We start from the raw sequence: 19,055 nt of genomic DNA, 5'->3' as shown, positions 1-19,055 counted from the left end.
TTATTGTTCCTTTCTCAAGCGAGGATCCAGCATCATATTAAGGATATCCACGATGAAATTACAGGCCACAAACATAATTGCCATGATTAAAATATATGCTTGAATGATGGGAAAATCGGAATTAAAAATCGCTGTTACACATAATCTTCCAACACCTGGCCATGCAAATATATTTTCGACAATAACTGTTCCTGCAATTAATTTTGGAATCGACATCCCTAAAGCAGTCATTGAAGTCTGTAAAGAATTTTTAAATACTTGCCTCATAATCGTGCTCTCCTTTAAACCTCTCACTCGTGCATATAAAACATAGTTTTCCTTTTTATTTTTAATCATATTGCTTCGAATTAAACGAACATACGTTGACATGTATGTCAGTGCTAAAGTAATCGCTGGCAGAATAACAGAGCTTGCCCGTTCCATTCCACTTGTATCAAACCAGTTCATTTTTACAGAAAAAAACCAAATGAGTAATATTCCCATCCAAAAGCTTGGCACTGCAGTTCCTAAAAATAGGACGCCTCGCAGGATTTTGTCCCCGATACTCCCTTCATAAATAGCACACAAAACGCCTATCACGATACTTAAAATAAGTATGATGATAAGCGCCGTAACTGCTAGAGAGAGAGTAGCTGGCAAAGCGAGTGCCATTTCATCGGCAACTGGTTGATGGCTAATATAACTTGTCCCAAAGTCGCCTTTTAAACTGTTGCCTAACCACGTAACATATCGTATGAAGAAAGGCTTATCCAGTCCCAATTCTTCCCGCATCGCCTCTACCATTTCCTCCGTCGGTGTTACTTGATTCACGCGAAGAGCGATTTCAGCAGGATCACTCGTTCTTAAATTGATCAGCACAAAGGCGAAGAAGGATATGCCCAACATTATTGGCAAAACCGCTATCAGCCTTTTTACAATATACCTTGTCAAACTAATTCTCCCCCATGTGTTTTTTCATTGGCCATAATAAGAAGATGTTCAATGATAGCGGTCGAACCTTGTCACCCCAGACCTCATGCAGCATCACCTACGGACTCCGTGATTTCCGAGCCTCGACCTTCTCCGCTCTGAATATTACTTATTTAAACATCACTCTGCAAAATACATCTTCTCAAACGGAATCTCGTACTGCGATACGTTAAAATCAACGCCTTTTAACTGCTTAATGCTGACAGCTTTTGTCACTGCATACGTTAATGGAATATACACATTTTCTTCATGTACATAAGTTAAAACATCTTTATACATGTCTTTCCGTTTTTGTTCATCTTGTTCAGCCAATAAATCCGTAATCGTTTGATCTAACCATTCTTTTTTCTCTAAACCTTTTTGAGCTTGGTAGTCAGCATGAGATGGTACACGCCATGAAGATACATATGTTTGCGGATCATAAGGCAGCCCCCATGATAAGGAATACATCAAATCAAATGCACCCGTTTTTTGGCGATCAAAATAAGCTTGTTTCTCTTCGCCTACAATCTTCAAACTAACGCCTGCTTGCTTTAGATCATTTTGCATTGATTCACTAATCGTACGTTCTTGTGCATTATCAGAGTTATAATAAATTGTTACTTCAAGTTTTTTCCCATCTTTGTAACGATAGCCATCTTTACTCATTTTCCAGCCAGCTTCTTCTAACAAGGCAGCAGCTTTAGCTGCATCATATTTTTTCGGCTGCAAGTCAACATTCGCATACGGAACAGAAGGTGCCAGCAGGGTATCTGCTACTTTTTCAGAACCATTTAAAATACCTTCTGCAATTGCTTCTTTATTTATCGCATACTGAAATGCTTCGCGAACTTTTTTATCGCTCGTAATTGGTTGATGTGCATTTAATATAATCGCACGAGAACCCGTTGGATGGCTGATTAAAGTGCCATATTTGCCTTGTTCCATTAATACATTAAACGAATCTATATCGATCATATCGCCATCTGCACCAAACAATAAATCAATCTCCCCTTTTTCCAACGCAAGGAGAATGGTTTGGTGATTAGGCATCACTTTCCATTTAATCGTGTTAATCTTTGGTTTATCTCCCCAGTACTTGTCATTAACAGTAAATACAGCATACTGATTTTTTTTATGTTCTGTTAACTTATATGGTCCTGTTCCATTATAACCTTGTACGCCGCCGGCAGTCGTCCCATTTTTAAAATCATTAGGTGAAATAAATCGGAATGGACGTGTTAATCCGAGTTCTTCAAGTGTTGGATAATAAGGACTTTTTAACGTTAATTGAAACGTATGTTCATCGATTGCTTTTGTGTCTTTAATTTGTGAAACTAAATTAAGCCAAGCATTCTTTTCTATATTACTAACAACCGCATCGACATTTAATTTAACCGCATCTGCATTAAATGGCGCTCCGTCAGTAAAAGTTACGCCTTTTCTTAAATGGAACGTATACACTAATCCATCTTTTGAAATATCCCAACTTTCTGCTAAAGCTGGTTGAATTCCTTTACTCGTGTTTTTTACAAGCGATTCAAATACAATATTTTGAGCAGCCATCTCTCCACCGTAAAGATGTGGATTAATATCTCTAATATCTTTTGTACTTGCAAATACTAATTCATTAGTTGATCTATTTCCTCTAGCATTCTTAGAACGATCTTCTGTCCCACTATTACAACCTGTTAATAATATAATGGCACAAACCATTAATACCACTAGATTTTCCCATTTCTTTTTCATCATTTCCACTTTCCCTTTCATCTGTCATTTCAGCTTATTCTATTAAGATTTGTTTAACTGTAAATCGAAAAATAGGAATAATTACGATTTAAAAAATAATATTTTGGACTATCTATCAATCTTTAACCATCTATTCATCTCTTAAAATATAAACAACACGTAAATCGGAATAATTACTTTTTACATAATAGCATGCCGAAACCAAGGTTTCAATCTATTTTTTTACGGAAAAGCTCCCTTGCCTATTATCACACTTCAGTATAAAAATAGAGTGTCTTTTTCCTTTTTATAGTAAAATAAGGTTTAAAGTAATATTATGGTATAAAGGAGCCGCATTTTTCTCCTATTTTTCAAGAAAAAAACAATATAAATGGGGGTATTTTCAAGATGGAAAATAATTGGCTCACTAAAGTTAGAGATACACGGACGATGCTGCGCCAGCATGTGCTTGAAACGATTTTGCAGCAAATGGATGATGAGGTAATCGGATTAAACTTGGAGCAGAGGCTTGATAAATATCAGCAAATGATGGAAAGCCCTTTCCGCTTCTATCGAGGAAGTGCCTATTTATTTTATTATGATATGACAAAGATTCCCTTTTCCTACCACACACCAACAGATAAATCGACTTGGATTCAAGGAGATTTACACTTCGAGAACTTCGGTGCATTTCAAAATGAAAAAGGGGACATTATATTTGATGTCAATGATTTTGATGAAGGATATATTGGCTCTTACGTATACGATCTTCTTCGAATGACAGTCAGCATTTCCTTAATTTGTGAGGCACTTGAACTCAGTGTAGAAGAGCAGGAAAAAAGAATACACACTTATATTAAATCTTATTATAAGCAAATGAAGCGATTTAATAAGAAAAAGGATGATCCTGTCACCTTATTTTTTTCAAAAAAGAATACAGAAGGACCCGTCCAAAAAATCTTAAAAAAACTAGAAAATCGAAAGTCCAGTCAACTACTCGAGGAGCTTACTGTTATTAATGAACACAAGCAGCGGAGATTTGTATACTCTGATGAGATTCAACCGGTGGAACAGGAAGAAAGATTTGCTTTGGAGGAAGCTTGGGAGAGCTACATCGAAACAATAGATACGGTAGATCTGCGCAATAGAGAGCATTACAAGATAAAGGATGTCGTACGAAAATATGGATCTGGCACGGCTTCAATAGGATTAAAACGCTACTACATCCTTGTTGAAGGTGGAAAAGAAGCGTTTGATGACCTCGTATTAGAAGTAAAAGAAGTGAGATCACCTATTCCGAGCTATTTCTTGCCTTATCACGAACCGTTTTGGCAAAAATATGAGCATCAAGGAGAACGCGTAATCACCACTCAAAAAGCGATGCACCATCTAGAGGATCCATACCTTGGCTATATGACAATAGATGGGAAATATTTCTACGTGAGAGAACGTTCCCCATACAAAAAGAAAGTGAAGACAAAGCACGTAACAAGTATTGAAAAATTGGACTCGACTCTTGAAATCATGGGGAAAATTACAGCTAAAATTCACGCAAGAGCAGATGGCGATGTACAGCAAGAGCTATTAGATTATCATAGTGAAAAGGAAATTATCCGTGCAATCGGGGATGACTTCGAAACGTTTTGTACACAAGTCACTTTTATTTCCATGTCCTATAAACAACAAGTGATTGATGACTATGCTTTATTTTGCAATTGGTGCATAAATGAATTACATATCCAAATTGAAAAAGAAGAAGAGCAGCTAACGCCACAATGAAAGGAGATCAAGAATTTAAGAAAAGCGCAGGCGCCTTGCTCAGCCCCGAAGAAAAATGTTCTCTAGACTCAAAAAGTATTTTTTACTTTTAGAGGCAAGAGGTTATCTTTCACAGGGGCTAGGCGCTGGAGCTAGACACTAAACTAGGTTCGAAATTTTATGCTTTCTTATCTTTTAGAAGGATTCCGCCTGGCTGCATGAATCCCTTTAAATAAATCTGCAAAGTAATTTTGCATAAAATAAATCGTTTTATGTGAAATTACTTTTTATTTCCATGTGCATATGTTACCATTTATATGAACAATACTAGGGGTGCCGATTTTAGGCTGAGAGGAAACAGTTTATTTGTTTCTAACCCTTTGGACCTGATCTGGCTCGTACCAGCGTGGGGAAGTAAAGAATGTACTTTCATTTGTTATGCATAATAACAATGATCCGGCTGAGTGAAAACGTTTTTCAACAGCTTGAATGAATTCTTTGTGTTAACTTCCGACTAGGTTCAAAATATGAATCTAGTTTTTTTTGTGTTGGCATGTTCATTGATCTTGTCCCATTACATGTTAAGGGAGAGAGTAAAAATGAAAAATGAAACAGTACAGCAACAAAATATTTCAATTATGTCTAGTTTTTCTGGAAGCAAAAAAGTATATGTAGAAGGATCTAGAAGTGACATTCAAGTACCGATGAGAGAAATCGAACTGAGTCCGACGACTGGAACTTTCGGCGAAGAAGAAAATGCGCCAGTACGTGTATATGATACAAGTGGTATTTATACAGACCAAAATGCTACGGTGAATATCCGCGAAGGTTTACCTGCCATTCGTTCTAAGTGGATTGATGAAAGAAATGATGTAGAAACTTATGAAGGTCGTGCGATTAAGCCTGAAGACAATGGGCGTAAAACATTACATACAACAGAAGATACTTTCCAATTATCCAGAAAACCAAAACGTGCCAAAGAAGGAAAAAACGTTACACAACTTCATTACGCACGCAAAGGAATCATTACGCCTGAAATGGAATTTATCGCAATAAGAGAGCATGTTAGTCCCGAATTTGTCCGTGATGAAGTAGCAAGCGGCCGTGCGATCATTCCAAGCAACATTAACCATCCTGAAAGTGAACCAATGATTATCGGAAAAAACTTTCATGTAAAAATTAATGCAAACATCGGAAATTCTGCCGTTACTTCTTCCATTGAAGAAGAAGTAGAAAAAATGACATGGGCGATTCGCTGGGGTGCAGATAACTTAATGGATTTATCGACGGGGAAAGATATTCATACAACCCGTGAATGGATTATTCGCAACTGTCCTGTTCCGGTTGGTACTGTGCCAATTTATCAAGCGTTAGAAAAAGTAAACGGCGTTGCAGAAGATCTTACATGGGAGGTATACCGTGACACGTTAATCGAGCAAGCAGAACAAGGTGTCGATTACTTTACCATTCACGCAGGCGTATTGCTTCGTTACATTCCGTTAACAGCAAAACGTGTAACAGGAATTGTTTCCCGCGGCGGTTCTATCATGGCACAATGGTGTCTCGCTCACCACAAAGAAAGTTTCCTATACACGCACTTTGAAGAAATCTGTGAAATTATGAAAAAATATGATATCGCCTTCTCACTTGGAGATGGGCTGCGTCCTGGATCGATTGCAGATGCGAATGATGAAGCACAATTTGCAGAGCTTGAAACACTTGGCGAATTAACAAAAATTGCTTGGAAACACGATGTACAAGTCATGATTGAAGGCCCTGGACACGTTCCAATGCACAAAATTAAAGAAAACGTCGATCTTCAACAAGAAATTTGCCAAGAAGCTCCATTCTATACACTTGGACCATTAACAACCGATATCGCACCTGGATATGACCATATTACATCCGCTATTGGCGCTGCGATGATTGGCTGGTTCGGAACAGCCATGCTATGTTACGTAACACCAAAAGAACATTTAGGATTGCCAAACCGCGATGACGTTCGTGAAGGCGTTATTACATATAAAATCGCCGCACATGCAGCCGACCTTGCAAAAGGCCATCCGGGAGCACAACAACGAGACGATGCTTTATCAAAAGCTCGCTTTGAGTTCCGTTGGAGAGATCAATTTAATCTATCACTTGATCCGGAAAAAGCGTTAGCCTATCATGATGAAACACTGCCAGCAGAAGGCGCAAAAACGGCTCATTTCTGTTCCATGTGTGGACCTAAATTCTGCAGCATGAGAATCTCTCAAGACATTCGCAACCGTGCAAAAGAAAACAATCTGCCAGAAACAGAAGTCATTGAAGAAGGCTTAAAAGAAAAAGCGAAAGAATTTGTGGAAAAAGGCAGTCATTTATATAGTTAAGAGGAAATAATTTAGCCCATTATCTTGCAAGCAGGTACTATCTGCTGTGATAATGGGCTATATTTTTTGAAGTAGGCTACCCTGAAAATAAGCTCTGTTACAAGGGGTTTTCCGAAGCTTATCGCTCGCTTTCCGCGGGGCGAGCGCCAAGCCTCCTCGTCGCATATGCTAATATGTTCTTTCTATTAAAAAGCTGATTTGGTTTAGAGGCACATCCATTACCGATCAAAACAGAAATATTTGGATAGCAAATACAGATGGCTCAGAAGCAAAGGAATGGTTAAAGAATGTGGATGCAATCGTATTTTATGAACCTAAGTAATTCGGAATGCATTGGCAGCAGGTATTTATGCAAAAAGGAGCATACCTTTAATGTGAAGGCATGCTCCTTTTTCATTTAATGGACATTCATACTAACCGATGGATCTTGCTTTTTTTCTAAATCTACCTCTTCTTTTGGCTGCGTTTTTGGTTTACGAAGAAATAAACTGAAAACAAATCCTACAGCTGCCAGACATGCTGCTAAAAAGAATGTGTCCGAAAATCCAGAGCTAGCTGCTTCAGCAGGAGTAATTCCATGTACGACATCTTTCATATGGTCATCCACATGTGACGTTAAATATCCAGTTAATCCAGCAACTGCAAAGGAAACAACTACTTGCTGTGCGGCAGTTGTCAACGGTGTTACTCTGCTAACAAGCTTGCGAGGTGCTGCGTTCAGTACATGGGTATTGACAGGCATCATCGTCAGACCCATTCCAGCACCCATCATAAATAAACAAACAATAATCATTACAAGACTTGTATCAACCGTAGTTCGTGATAATAGAAACAATCCTGCGGAAATAATGCCCATTCCCGTAAATGCAAGTGGACGGGCACCAACTTTGTCAAATAATCGTCCACTAATTGGCATAAATATAGCGGAAGCGAGCGCTTGCGGCAGCAAGATGATACCCGTTTCGAGCGCCGAGTAGCCTCTAAGCTGCTGTAAGTATAATGGAACCAATATCATTGATCCAAATAATGCGACTTGAGCGAGCCACGCAAGAATGATTCCTCTTGAAAAATCAGATGAACGAAATACCCGCAGCTCGAGCAGCGGCTGTTTTTGTCGCAACTCAACAAAAATAAAAATAATTAAGGCCACTCCACCAATGATTAAACCTGTAATCGCAGAAGTAGAAGTCCAGTCTTCTCCTCCTTCACTTACCCCATAAGCAAGCATAGAAAAAGCAATAGGAGCAATAATCATACCAATAATATCAAGATGCGGCGCTTCATGCTTTTCTGATTTAGGAAGAAACTTCACCCCGACAATCAACGCGATAATGCCAATTGGCAAATTAATTAAGAAAATCCAATGCCAACTTACATATTCTACCAACCATCCAGATAATACTGGACCAATCGCTGGAGCTAAAAGCATTGGAACACCAAGCACACCCATGATCGATCCTCTTTTCTCCGGCGGCGCAAGCTTAAACACCATCGCCATCCCGATCGGAGCGACCATTCCGCCTCCAAGTCCTTGAATTACTCGGTAAATAATTAATTGCATTGGAGATTGAGCAAACGCACATAATACAGAACCTAAGGTAAAAAAGGTAATCGTAAAAAGGAAGATTTTTTTTGCACCAAATTTATCTGTCATCCAGCCAGCAAGCGGGATAACAGCCGACAACGCCAATGTATAGCCAGTTACCGTCCATTGAATGGTTTTAAGATCCGTCTTAAAATAGTCCACCAATTCCGGAACAGCAACATTGACAACCGTGCTATCTAGAATGACCATAATCATTCCAACAACGACAGCCATGAGCGGAGCAATAATAGTTTTAATGGAGAATTCTTCTGAACTGATGGATCCAGTCTCCACTTTTGTATTAGACATATGTTTCACCCAACTTTCTCTATTCTTTTAGTCTTTCTTATTATCATGTTGTTTATTTTTTTCCTTATCAAAAATAAAAATTAAACAACGTTTAAAACAATGTTCAATCAAAAATTTATCCTTTTTTCTTCCACCTGTCAAGTTTTTTTGATTCTTGACACAGTATGCCTGAAAGTATTATCGTTTAATTTAAATATAGTTTTGCGAATTAGCTGATAGGGGAGTTATAAGATGAACACAAGCTCCGAAAAAGATAAAACCACAAAGGAAAATATTCTGTATGCTACAATAGAGTTAATTAAAGCAGAAGGTCTTGAGAAGGTAACATTGCGTAAAATAGCTGCAGCTGGAGACGTGAATCTCGCATTAATCAATTACTATTTCGGATCGAAAGATAAATTAGTTAACGAAGCGATAAAAGTAATGCTTGCCTCCTTTCGAGAAGCTTTCTGCATTTTAGATGATCATTCCAAAACACCAAAAGAACGCTTAAAAACCTTCTTAGTTCAATATACAAACTCTGTAAAAAAATACCCAGAATTAATGAAGGAATTACTTGGAAAAGGCAATATTTCCTTTGAATCACAGGTTGAATATACCAATTTCATGAAAACAATGGGGTTAAATAAAATTAAAGCGACGTTGAAGGAAATTACAGGCGAGAACGATTCAAATATTCTTACGATGATGATGATGCAAATCTTTGGCGCTACCTTTCTTCCAACTGTTTTATCCTGTAAAAAACAAACATCCATTGTTTGGAATCCGATTCCTATCGAAGAGCAAATTGATTTTTTCTTTGAGCATTATTTAAGTAAATATTCCTAAAATATTAAGAAAAGCGCAGGCGCCTTGCTCAGCCCCGAAGAAAAATGTTCTCTTGACTCAAAAAGTGTTTTTTACTTTTAGAGGCAAGAGGTTATCTTTCACAGGGGCTAGGCGCCGGAGCTAGACACTAAACTAGGTTCGAAATTTTATACTTTCTTATCTTTTAATAAAAGGGGATAAAAGCAAGAGATGCTGCTTTTATCCCCTTTTTCTGTTGCTAATTTTCTACTTGCGTTCTCCAAAAATTTATAAAATGATGAAACGTTATTCGAACAATATGTAGAATAATAAAATTAGATATTTGATAAGGAAGTGAACTTATTGTTTTTGAATCAAATTGTTAAAAACATTAGACTTTGTAAGACAGAAGCCTTGTTAAACAGATTTCCCAAAGATGACCCTCTTCAACCAAAAATACTGAAAGATTTCCATACTCAACTTAGGGGATTTAATGGCGAAAAAGAACTAAAATACCATCTCAATTTTCTACCTGAAAAAGAATGCTTATCATCCATAATCTCCGTCTATTTGATGGAAAATCCTTTTTCCAAATTGACTATTTAGTCTTAACTCCTTGCTTTGCATTAATCCTAGAGAGTAAAAATTACGTAAGTACACTAGTTTTTGATGCCTCTCTCAATCAATTTACCCGCCACATTAATGATCAAGAAGAAGGTTACCTTGATCCCATCTCACAAGCAAAAAGACTTCAAAGACAACTTCACCAATTTCTTCAATTGAATCAACTTCCCACTATTCCAATCGAAAACTTAATTGTTATCAGCCATCCCTCGACTATTATTAAAGGTCCTTCTTCTATCAAGAATCACGTCATTCATAGTCATAGTTTAATGGAAAAATGGGACAATCTATCATTAAAATATAAACATGAAGTTTTAGATGGGAAACATCTTCGTGAAATCTATACTTTTTTGTTAAAAGCGAATACTCCTGAAGAGATTGATATTTTAAAATATTATGGCCTCAAGCCATCCGATATTATTACAGGTGTATGCTGCCCTTCGTGTATGAAATTTGCCATGATCCGCAAGAAAAAACAATGGCATTGTACATTTTGCGGCACTTTTAATAGCGACGCACATTTTCAAGCAGTGTATGACTACTTTCTTCTAATAAAACCAGCTATTACTAATAAAGAATTTCGTGAATTTGTGCTTCTTTCCTCTAAAGATATCGCGTTTAGACTCCTGTCTCAAATGCATTTACTTTGTTCGGGCAATACAAAAGGAAGGATTTACTATGCAGAAAAATTGTATAGACCATACTAATTAATGTCTGCGGGAATGGTGATTTTCTCGCGGTTCTCCAGTTTTTCTCGCGGCAATTTCATTTTTTTCGCGTTTCTCCTCTTTTTCTCGCGGCAATTTCATTTTTTTCGCGTTTCTCCAGTTTTTCTCGCGTTGCCTACCATCTTTCCCGCTGCAATCTCATATTCTCTCTTAAACCCTTTCAAAAAATAAAAAACCCTACAGAAAATCCATTCAAAAGATTTCCTGCAGGGTATATAGTAAAGTTAAATTCTTATTGCACCATAATAATTTGTATTCCAATATGTATTTGATAGCTTGTCTATTTTAACACCTTTTGAAGAACTATGTATAAATTGATTATCACCTATGTATATTCCAACATGTGAAGCACCTTTTTTATAAGTTGAAAAGAAAACTAAGTCTCCTGTTTTCAGGCTTTTTTTCTTCACTTTTTTCCCTTTTTTATACATATCCGCTGCCGTTCTTGGAAGATTTTTACCAGTCTTTTGATAACTATAGCCTACAAAACCAGAACAATCGAATCCTGTTGGTGTCATTCCACCAAATTTATATGGTGTGCCTATGTATTTTTTTGCAATAGTTGTAATAGACTTTGGAGAAGCAGCACTCGCTTCCTGTCCCCCAAATACTCCTGTAAAGCACAGTCCAAATGATAAAAGTGTCATAATAAAAACCTTTTTCATACAGTAACCTCCGTTGCATTTCCAGTTTGAATAAGTAATATGTATCCGTGGCCCGACATCTATCAACTAAAAATATTTTCTCATATTTTGTCGAAATATAGGTTACAGCCTTGTTCTAATTTTATTACAGGGAGGTTACAATAGTATGTTAAAATAATTTTCCAATTTATCCCTTAAACATTCTCTCTAGTAAAGGAAAAATAGTATAATATAATAAAAATAGAATGGGAGGAGTAGCCAACGTGGATTTTATTGCTATTGATTTTGAAATAGCCAATGAAAATATGAACAGTGCTTGTTCAATTGGACTTACATATGTCGAAAAAAATGAAATTGTAAAAGAACAATATTTCCTTATTAAACCGCCAAATTTGAAGTTTGATGCAAGTTTTACAGCTATTCATGGCATAAAACAGAATGATGTTGTTGGGCAAAAAAACTTTGACGAGATATGGAATATGATAAAAGAGGACATTACTTCGAATTTAATCGTGGCACATAATGCTCAATTTGATATGAGTGTATTATACTGTTGTTTAAAGTCATACGGAATCGCGATTCCTGATTTTGAATATGTTTGCAGCATTCCAATTAGCACAAGAGCATGTCGTGGAGAAAAAGTTGGGCAATCTTTAAAAGAAAGAACGGCCCGTTTTGGCATTTCCCTTGAAGAGCATCATCATGCAGGAGTGGATGCCCGAGCATGTGCGGAGCTAGTAATTGCTTGCGTAAAGGCCAAAAATAGAAAATCGCTTCAAACTTATTGCCAAACATTCAGCACGATTCCAATTAAACAGTTTGCTGAACTAAAGCCACAAACTTTTTTTCAAAAAAAGAAGCCAAGCAAACGTAAATTTAATACAGTTGCCATTTCAGAAATTTCGGCAATGACCGATACGTTTAATGAAAACCATATACTTTACGGGAAAAATATTGTGTTTACAGGCGATCTTTTGTCGATGGATCGGAAAGAAGCAATGCAAAAAGTAGTCAATATTGGCGGGGTTATGAAAAGTGGTGTTAGCAGTAAAACAAATTATTTAGTAGTTGGCATACAAGACCCAAAACTCGTCGGAGCTAAGGGCATCAGTTCAAAGGAGAAAAAAGCATACGAGCTGAAGCAAAAAGGACTCGACATACAAATAGTCAACGAAGAATCGTTTTTAAAACTATTAAATAACGAAGCAATTGCAATAGATTAATATATTGGCATCCATTTTTAGGATGCTTTTTTTGTTCTCCTCTCGCTTTTTCTAAATGGAATGTATAAGAAAAAAAATCGTTATAGCCAAACAGCTCTTTCATGTGTACTCCCTCACAATACAATCCATTTTATTACCTACTTCTTATTTTTTTATAAATATAGTTTTATTTATGATAAATCAGGTATAAAGATTACTAGATTGGATATATATATTAAAAAGGAGGAATGATCTTATGAAAATAGCAACTAATAAAGATATTAAAGACTTTATTAAAAACGACACTTTCGAACTTCATTCTTATCTTACTTATCTATTATTACATATTGCAAAATGACCTCCTCCGTCCTCAGGAGGTCATTTTTTTTCATACACATTTTTTTACCGCGTGCATACTTCGTTTTTCTATCTTCCCACTCTTTTTTTCCGCCGTACATCATTAAACGAGATATCTATTATAAAACAGCGTTTATATTAATGGATTTAATAAACTAACCTCCATTAAATTAACGTTTAGACGATAATACAAATATTTTTTCCTCATTTTTATTTATTCTGCAACTTTTATACCGAAATTACTATAAAAACGCTTATCTTTTCTAACCATTTTTGGTAAAATAAGTATTATACAATACCTAGGGGACATTATTATGATATTTAATGGGGATAGTGATGAAAAGATGAGCGAACTACTTCAGATTATTGAAAACTTAAAAGTAAAATTAATAAAAACAGGTATTGATAAAGGATTAACTGATCCTAATACTTTGCAAATAAGTGAACAGCTGGATACCTATATTGTTAAATATCAAAAATTAGTTTCAAAAAACCCAATCAATAAAAATTAATAACTGGTACCTTTTCGACACCTGTTAGGAATTACTCCAATTTTCAGATTAATTTTCACAAGGTGACAAAATCTTGCATCTAGTTCGCACATCATTTTATTTTATTACATAGATTATCAACAATAAACCCTTTGTACTCTATCAATCAAAATATCTGAAGAAAAGGCTGTTTTCGTATAGATTGTTGCTTTTAAACTCGCAGCCTGAATACACTCCGCTTTCCGTGGGCGAGCGTCGAGCCTCCTCGTCGCATACGCTCCTGTGGGGTCTCGTCTTTCTCGCATTCCCACAGGAGTCTACGTGTATTCAGTCTGCTGAGTACTTCTTCTCCCATTTTTTTATGTAAAAAACAACGAACTTTGTGAGAACAGCCAAAGAAAAAAATTATGTGCTTGCTACCGAAACAAATTAATCATATCCTTTAATGCAGCTGCGGCTGCCCCTTTAGGATGAGATGCTCCACCTAAACAACAAATCGTTCCCATTTCTTCTGTATGAAACAGAATGCCTTTATTTGTTCCTTTCACATGTATTAAGGGATTTTCCGGGTGAATGACTACTGGTGCCACCTTTACAGTTACTTCACCTTCTTTAACGGTTGCACTTGCAATCAGTTTTATTTCATTTCCTTTAATTTTTGCATACTGTATATCCGCCTTTGTTACATTTTCTATTCCTTCAATTGAAATATCCTTTAAAGTTAATTGTGTATGAAGAAGTCCATTTGCTAGCAACAGGATTTTACAAGCACTGTCCAAGCCTTTTATGTCAAGGTCTGGATTTGCTTCTACGATTCCTCGTTCTTGTGCAATTTTTAATGCATGATCAAAAGACACGTTTTCCTCCGACATACTCGTTAATATAAAGTTGGATGTACCATTTAATATGCCTTCAATACTTGTAATCTGGCAGCCTGCCAAACTAAATTCTCCAATATCCAAAGTAGGAAGCGCTGCAGCTGTTGCTCCACTATATTTGATTTCACAATGATTTGTATCGGCGATTTTTTTAAATTGCGGCAATGCATGTATCAGTGCCCCTTTGCTGACAGAGACAACATGCATTTTTGCTGTTAGTGCATTCGTTATGTATGAAAGTGCAGGTTCACCTGTTTCTAAGTCCGTTGGAGTGCACTCGATCAGTACATCGCCCTTGTAAACAGGCTGCTGAAAGGACAAGCCTTTTCTTTTGGCATATTGGTCTAACGCCTTTGAACCTTTTCCGTAAGTAAGGAGTACTTGTAAATCAATGCCTTCCTCTTCATAAATCATACCTTTTAGTCCAATAATTCCGACTATTTTATAATAGGCATGATACGTATTTACTAATCGATTTGCTTGTTCGTTTAGCAGCTTTACTAATTCCTTTGCAACCGTACCATATCCTGTGATAATCACTTTTTTCTCGATTACTTTTTTTTGCATCTGTCTATCCTTTCTTCTGTCTGCTTTGTACTAAATACATTCGGTATAAACTAACTGTTTTCCTGTTTATCATGTTATTTTTTATAAAATCTGTTCTTGATAAGCTGTTCATAAACGTTTTTTATGGAAAAAAACAAAGAGGCCTCCTATTTTTAGAAGACCTTTTTTCTTTATAAATACTTCCGATGCAGCGCTTTGCCGTCATACGTATAGAGCATATTTTTTTCTTCTACAATGGTTTCCATATGAACATTCCGACCCCATAATTGATAAATATACGGAAGAACTTTTTCTAAGTATTTTAAATCGAGCTCAATTCCTTCATAACCATGTTTTAAATAAAGCTCCCCATTTTTCATGTAATCTCCATCATTTACGGTAATATAAGGGAAACCTCCGTTTACTCTCATGCTGACGAGTTGATCTCTTACTTGCTCCCAGCCTTTATCGACAATTTTATAATCTCTTCCTTGTTTTTGGAAAAGATACATATCTTCGCGTGTGACTAAATCCTTCGTTAAATAGTTGCGTAAAAAAGAAATATCTGATTCAATTTCACGTACTTCGAACATTTTCTCTCTGCCGGAATTAGGTTGTACTCCTCTTCGTTTCATTTCTTCTGTTGGGTTATTGTAGCGATCTTCAATATCTTCAAATATTTTCAATCCTAAATAGTAAGGATTAATGCCCGTTTTGGAGGGCTGCACAACCCCGGAATTTAATTTTGCAAATTCGATTGCTTCCGCACTTGTTAAATCTAATTCTCGGATAATTCTTTGATGCCAATAGGATGCCCAGCCTTCGTTCATGATTTTTGTTTCCAGCTGTGGCCAAAAGTAGAGCATTTCTTCCCGCATCATTGTTAAAATATCTCTTTGCCATTCCGTCAGCTCTCTGCTAAAGTTTTCGATGAATAGCATAATATCTTTTTCTGGATGAGGTGGGAATTTTTTGACTACCTTATGCTTTGTCGATTTTTTCGGCTTCTTACGATCATCTAAACTCCATAAATCATCATATGGAGTACTGCTTATTTCTTCTTCATATTCTTCATCATCTTTGCTCCAAGCAAGCTTTGGCCTCATTAAAGACGGATCGATATGCTCTTCAATAGCCAACACTGCATCTAGAAATGTTTCCACTTCATGTTTGCCATATTGTATTTCATATTGACGGATGCGATCGGCTGTTGCTGCCATACTTTCTACCATTTCTCGTTTTGTATTTTGAAAACGGATATTATTTTTGAAAAAGTCGCAATGCGCCAAAACATGCGCCACTATCAGTTTATTATTTATAAGAGAATTGCTGTCTAATAAAAAGGCATAACAAGGGTTCGAGTTAATAACAAGCTCATATATTTTGGATAGCCCTAAATCATAGTGCAGCTTCATTTTATGAAATTGTTTTCCGAAACTCCAGTGGGAAAAGCGAGTTGGCATTCCGTAGGCACCGAATGTATAAATGATATCTGCAGGACAAATTTCATATCTCATTGGATAGAAATCTAATCCGAAACCAGTGGCTATTTCTGTAATTTCTGCGATGGCTTTTTGAAGTTCTTTTTGCTCTACTTCATTCATTCCTTTCTCTCCCTTCACCGTCTTAAATTAATGTATGAAGAAAAAGCTAGAAAGATGAATTAAATCCTCTATTATTTACAGAAAAAAGACAGACCATATGCAGTCTGCCTCTTTTGATTTATTCTAATATATTTTTTACTTTCTTCACGACATGTGTGGAGCCGCCTCTGCCTTGCACTCCTTCTATCATCATAGAGATAAGCAGGTTTTTGTCTTTTTTATTATAAGTAACAAACCAGCCATTTTCTGTTCCTGTTTCCCCTTGTTTTGCTTTTAATTCTGCTGTTCCTGTTTTTCCTGCTAAAGTTAAGCCATTTATTTTGCCTGAATGGGCAGTTCCACTCGGACTGTCGATGACTTGTTGAAGATCATTGGAAATCGTATTGGCTGTGGTGCTGCTCATACTATTTTCTTTCCACACTTGCCCAACTTCTTCGTTTGATAGAAGAATCGGTTTTATGACATTTCCACTGTTTACAAAGGCAGAATAAGCAGATGCCAAATGAAGCACACTTGTTTCGACTTGCCCTTGGCCGTAGCCTGAGTCAGCTAATTGGATTTCTGTATCCATTTTTCCAATCGTTGGCTTTTCTATTGGATATGGATATTGGAATTCTTCTTCAAAACCGAATTTTTTTAACTCGGCTGTTAACTTGTCTTTCCCTAAATCGAGTGCTGTTTGCGCAAAATATATATTGTCGCTGTATAATAAAGCATCTGCTAAGTTAACAGGTTTTGTACTTGAATGCACTCTTGTTACATAATAATTTCCCCATGATTTATTCTTTTGCCATTGCTTCGTTGTAATTTTCCGCTGTTGTTCTGGCGAAATCACGTTCTCTGTTAATGCAGCCGCTGCAACAATTGGTTTTAAAACAGATCCCGGTGCATACGTTAATTTAAAACGATTCGTAAATGGCTCTAATTTATTGTTTGTATATGCTTCTCTTTCAGTTGAGGTTAATCCAACAACCATTTTGTTTGGATCATAAGAAGGACTGCTCACTAACGCTAATGTTTCGCCCGTTGTTGGATTTATCGCTGCTGCTGCACCAGCATCTCCATGCATTTTATCGTATATCTTTTTTTGCAAATCTGCATCAATGGTTAATTTAATATTTTCGCCATTTTTCACTTCTTTTTCGGCTAGGACAACATTTGACCCATCTGCTTTGTTAATAGATATTTTGACACCATTTGAACCTTTTAATTGCTCTTCAAACACTTGCTCTAGTCCTCTTTTTCCAATAACATCTGTGCTGGAATAGCCCTTCTCCTTTTGTTTCTCCAGCTCTTCAGCTGTTATGCTGCCAATATATCCGATCAAATGAGCAGTTGCTTCTCCAAAAGGGTATATTCTGCCTTTTGTATCTTGTTTCTGTACACCAGGCAATGCAAACAGCTTCGATAAGTACGCCTGATCTCCGGTTGCAACCTTTTTAATTGGCACGAAATAGCTTGGCTGCACCCAATCTGCATTTAATGCCTTTTCAATTGTTTCTTTTTTAATGTCAAGCAGTTTTGCAAGTTTGTCTATAACCGCTTCTTTATCATCGCCCATCTGTTCCGGTACAAGCCCAACCTCATAAATGACACCATTCATTGCTAACGGATTTTCATTTTTATCCATAATTACTCCCCGTTCGGCTTCGATTGTTTGTAACGAAACTTTATCATCTGCACCTAAGTCAGCAAATAGATAGGTTGTATCCCAGTTAATATACCAGTTTTCTTCTTTGTCTTTTTCTTCTTTTACAAGGGTTGCATCGTTCTCAAAGCTAATCTCGCCAGCAACACTATTCATTTTCGCAGCGAAAGGAATGGAAGCTGTCTCCGCTTTATCAAAATCTTCTTCTTTAGAAGGCTTTGTGTACGTTATATTGACATCACTTATTTCTAAATCGCTGTATAACTTTTGGTAGCGAGAAACAAAATCTTCTTTTGAGATAGACTTTTTTGCTTTTTTCGAAAGAAATGCATACATGTCTGCAAACTTCTGTTCATTCCATAGCTTCACATACTGTGAAAGACGTTCATCTGGAGTTGGCTCCTTCTTGCTGCAGCCAACCACTCCAATTAGTAAAAACATAAGTAAAAGCACTAACAGTTTTTTCATACCTATTCCCTCCTAAATAATAGGGTACCATTATTATTAGTTTGTTCACAAATTCTCCCTACCTCCTTTTTAAAAAGGCTCTGTTAAACTTGCCTATTGATTGCAGCGAGAGGCATTCGCTTTCCGCGGGGGGTCCGGGAGCCTCCTCGGCGCTGTGCGGAGGTCACTGAAAAAGTGGATGCTATGAAATATAGATAGGAAAATCCAAGCACTTAGAGGTTTTCGTTCGGTTTTCCGAGGCTTACCACACGCTTTCCGCGGGGCGAGCGCCAAGCCTCCTCGTCGCTTTGCTCCTGTGGGGTCTCGCCTGTCTCGCTAATCCCGCAGGAGTCGTGCGGACGCCTCTCCTAACCAACATGATGGTCGTTTTCAAACTCTC

The 19,055-nt window shown here is 36.9% G+C and carries 13 protein-coding genes and 1 riboswitch; of the genes, 6 read left to right on the top strand and 7 right to left on the bottom strand.

All coding sequences use genetic code 11. From position 1 onward, the window contains the following. Both opp1B and nikA read right to left on the bottom strand, forming a co-directional pair. Entirely contained in the window at nucleotides 1–930 is a 930-nt protein-coding gene (opp1B, locus tag ACTXGU_RS08015) for a nickel/cobalt ABC transporter permease (protein ID WP_443480982.1), read from the bottom strand. 159 nt (nucleotides 931–1,089) lie between these two features. Further along, the gene (nikA, locus tag ACTXGU_RS08010; RefSeq protein WP_443480981.1) at nucleotides 1,090–2,718 is read right to left on the bottom strand and encodes a nickel ABC transporter substrate-binding protein; all 1,629 of its coding nucleotides are present in this window, start codon (nucleotides 2,716–2,718) and stop codon (nucleotides 1,090–1,092) included. 366 nt (nucleotides 2,719–3,084) lie between these two features. Here nikA and ACTXGU_RS08005 point away from each other — a divergent pair, with 366 nt between their 5' ends. Then, on the top strand, nucleotides 3,085–4,455 hold the full coding sequence (locus ACTXGU_RS08005; RefSeq protein WP_443480980.1) for a DUF2252 domain-containing protein: 1,371 nt from the start codon (nucleotides 3,085–3,087) through the stop codon (nucleotides 4,453–4,455). 298 nt (nucleotides 4,456–4,753) lie between these two features. Next, a riboswitch (TPP riboswitch) is annotated at nucleotides 4,754–4,864 on the top strand. 169 nt (nucleotides 4,865–5,033) lie between these two features. After that, nucleotides 5,034–6,806 carry a phosphomethylpyrimidine synthase ThiC gene (thiC, locus tag ACTXGU_RS08000; RefSeq protein WP_443480979.1) on the top strand — a complete coding sequence of 591 codons (1,773 nt, stop codon included), beginning with the start codon at nucleotides 5,034–5,036 and terminating at the stop codon, nucleotides 6,804–6,806. A 397-nt stretch (nucleotides 6,807–7,203) separates the two neighbouring features. Here the strand turns inward: thiC and ACTXGU_RS07995 are convergent, their stop codons facing one another. Then, entirely contained in the window at nucleotides 7,204–8,700 is a 1,497-nt protein-coding gene (locus ACTXGU_RS07995; RefSeq protein WP_443480978.1) for an MDR family MFS transporter, read from the bottom strand. A gap of 231 nt (nucleotides 8,701–8,931) precedes the next feature. On the opposite strand from ACTXGU_RS07995, the gene ACTXGU_RS07990 reads away from it, so the two are divergent. Both ACTXGU_RS07990 and ACTXGU_RS07985 read left to right on the top strand, forming a co-directional pair. Next, nucleotides 8,932–9,528 carry a TetR/AcrR family transcriptional regulator gene (locus tag ACTXGU_RS07990; protein WP_443480977.1) on the top strand — a complete coding sequence of 199 codons (597 nt, stop codon included), beginning with the start codon at nucleotides 8,932–8,934 and terminating at the stop codon, nucleotides 9,526–9,528. Nucleotides 9,529–10,028: 500 nt separating this feature from the next. Next, nucleotides 10,029–10,817: a nuclease-related domain-containing protein gene (locus ACTXGU_RS07985; RefSeq protein ID WP_443480976.1), complete on the top strand. Its 789-nt coding sequence runs from the start codon at nucleotides 10,029–10,031 to the stop codon at nucleotides 10,815–10,817. Nucleotides 10,818–11,062: 245 nt separating this feature from the next. Here the strand turns inward: ACTXGU_RS07985 and ACTXGU_RS07980 are convergent, their stop codons facing one another. Continuing rightward, entirely contained in the window at nucleotides 11,063–11,503 is a 441-nt protein-coding gene (locus ACTXGU_RS07980; RefSeq protein ID WP_443480975.1) for a C40 family peptidase, read from the bottom strand. Nucleotides 11,504–11,745: 242 nt separating this feature from the next. Between ACTXGU_RS07980 and ACTXGU_RS07975 the strand changes: the two genes are divergently transcribed. Together ACTXGU_RS07975 and ACTXGU_RS07970 are read left to right on the top strand one after the other, a co-directional pair. After that, complete coding sequence (locus ACTXGU_RS07975) at nucleotides 11,746–12,705, top strand: exonuclease domain-containing protein (protein WP_443480974.1); 960 nt, start codon at nucleotides 11,746–11,748, stop codon at nucleotides 12,703–12,705. 650 nt (nucleotides 12,706–13,355) lie between these two features. Continuing rightward, nucleotides 13,356–13,553: a Spo0E family sporulation regulatory protein-aspartic acid phosphatase gene (locus ACTXGU_RS07970; protein WP_443480973.1), complete on the top strand. Its 198-nt coding sequence runs from the start codon at nucleotides 13,356–13,358 to the stop codon at nucleotides 13,551–13,553. Nucleotides 13,554–13,948: 395 nt separating this feature from the next. Here the strand turns inward: ACTXGU_RS07970 and ACTXGU_RS07965 are convergent, their stop codons facing one another. The 3 genes from ACTXGU_RS07965 to ACTXGU_RS07955 form a co-directional block, all read right to left on the bottom strand. Beyond that, entirely contained in the window at nucleotides 13,949–14,977 is a 1,029-nt protein-coding gene (locus ACTXGU_RS07965) for a homoserine dehydrogenase (protein ID WP_443480972.1), read from the bottom strand. Between the two features lie 170 nt (nucleotides 14,978–15,147). Further along, complete coding sequence (locus ACTXGU_RS07960) at nucleotides 15,148–16,560, bottom strand: SpoVR family protein (protein WP_443480971.1); 1,413 nt, start codon at nucleotides 16,558–16,560, stop codon at nucleotides 15,148–15,150. A 118-nt stretch (nucleotides 16,561–16,678) separates the two neighbouring features. Beyond that, the gene (locus tag ACTXGU_RS07955; protein WP_443480970.1) at nucleotides 16,679–18,676 is read right to left on the bottom strand and encodes a penicillin-binding transpeptidase domain-containing protein; all 1,998 of its coding nucleotides are present in this window, start codon (nucleotides 18,674–18,676) and stop codon (nucleotides 16,679–16,681) included. Nucleotides 18,677–19,055: the final 379 nt, after the last annotated feature.

Origin of the sequence: Niallia sp. 01092 (genome assembly GCF_052318935.1) — a bacterium.
Classification (GTDB): domain Bacteria; phylum Bacillota; class Bacilli; order Bacillales; family Cytobacillaceae; genus Niallia.
This window is presented reverse-complemented; position numbering and strand designations above follow the sequence as displayed.

Excerpts from the sequence above, each read along its gene's own strand:
- nikA (WP_443480981.1), bottom strand. The coding sequence starts at position 2,718 with ATGAAAGGGAAAGTGGAAATGATGAAAAAGAAATGGGAAAATCTAGTG.
- ACTXGU_RS08005 (WP_443480980.1), top strand. The coding sequence starts at position 3,085 with ATGGAAAATAATTGGCTCACTAAAGTTAGAGATACACGGACGATGCTG.
- thiC (WP_443480979.1), top strand. The coding sequence starts at position 5,034 with ATGAAAAATGAAACAGTACAGCAACAAAATATTTCAATTATGTCTAGT.
- ACTXGU_RS07995 (WP_443480978.1), bottom strand. The coding sequence starts at position 8,700 with ATGTCTAATACAAAAGTGGAGACTGGATCCATCAGTTCAGAAGAATTC.
- ACTXGU_RS07990 (WP_443480977.1), top strand. The coding sequence starts at position 8,932 with ATGAACACAAGCTCCGAAAAAGATAAAACCACAAAGGAAAATATTCTG.
- ACTXGU_RS07985 (WP_443480976.1), top strand. The coding sequence starts at position 10,029 with ATGCTTATCATCCATAATCTCCGTCTATTTGATGGAAAATCCTTTTTC.
- ACTXGU_RS07980 (WP_443480975.1), bottom strand. The coding sequence starts at position 11,503 with ATGAAAAAGGTTTTTATTATGACACTTTTATCATTTGGACTGTGCTTT.
- ACTXGU_RS07970 (WP_443480973.1), top strand. The coding sequence starts at position 13,356 with ATGATATTTAATGGGGATAGTGATGAAAAGATGAGCGAACTACTTCAG.
- ACTXGU_RS07965 (WP_443480972.1), bottom strand. The coding sequence starts at position 14,977 with ATGCAAAAAAAAGTAATCGAGAAAAAAGTGATTATCACAGGATATGGT.
- ACTXGU_RS07960 (WP_443480971.1), bottom strand. The coding sequence starts at position 16,560 with ATGAATGAAGTAGAGCAAAAAGAACTTCAAAAAGCCATCGCAGAAATT.
- ACTXGU_RS07955 (WP_443480970.1), bottom strand. The coding sequence starts at position 18,676 with ATGAAAAAACTGTTAGTGCTTTTACTTATGTTTTTACTAATTGGAGTG.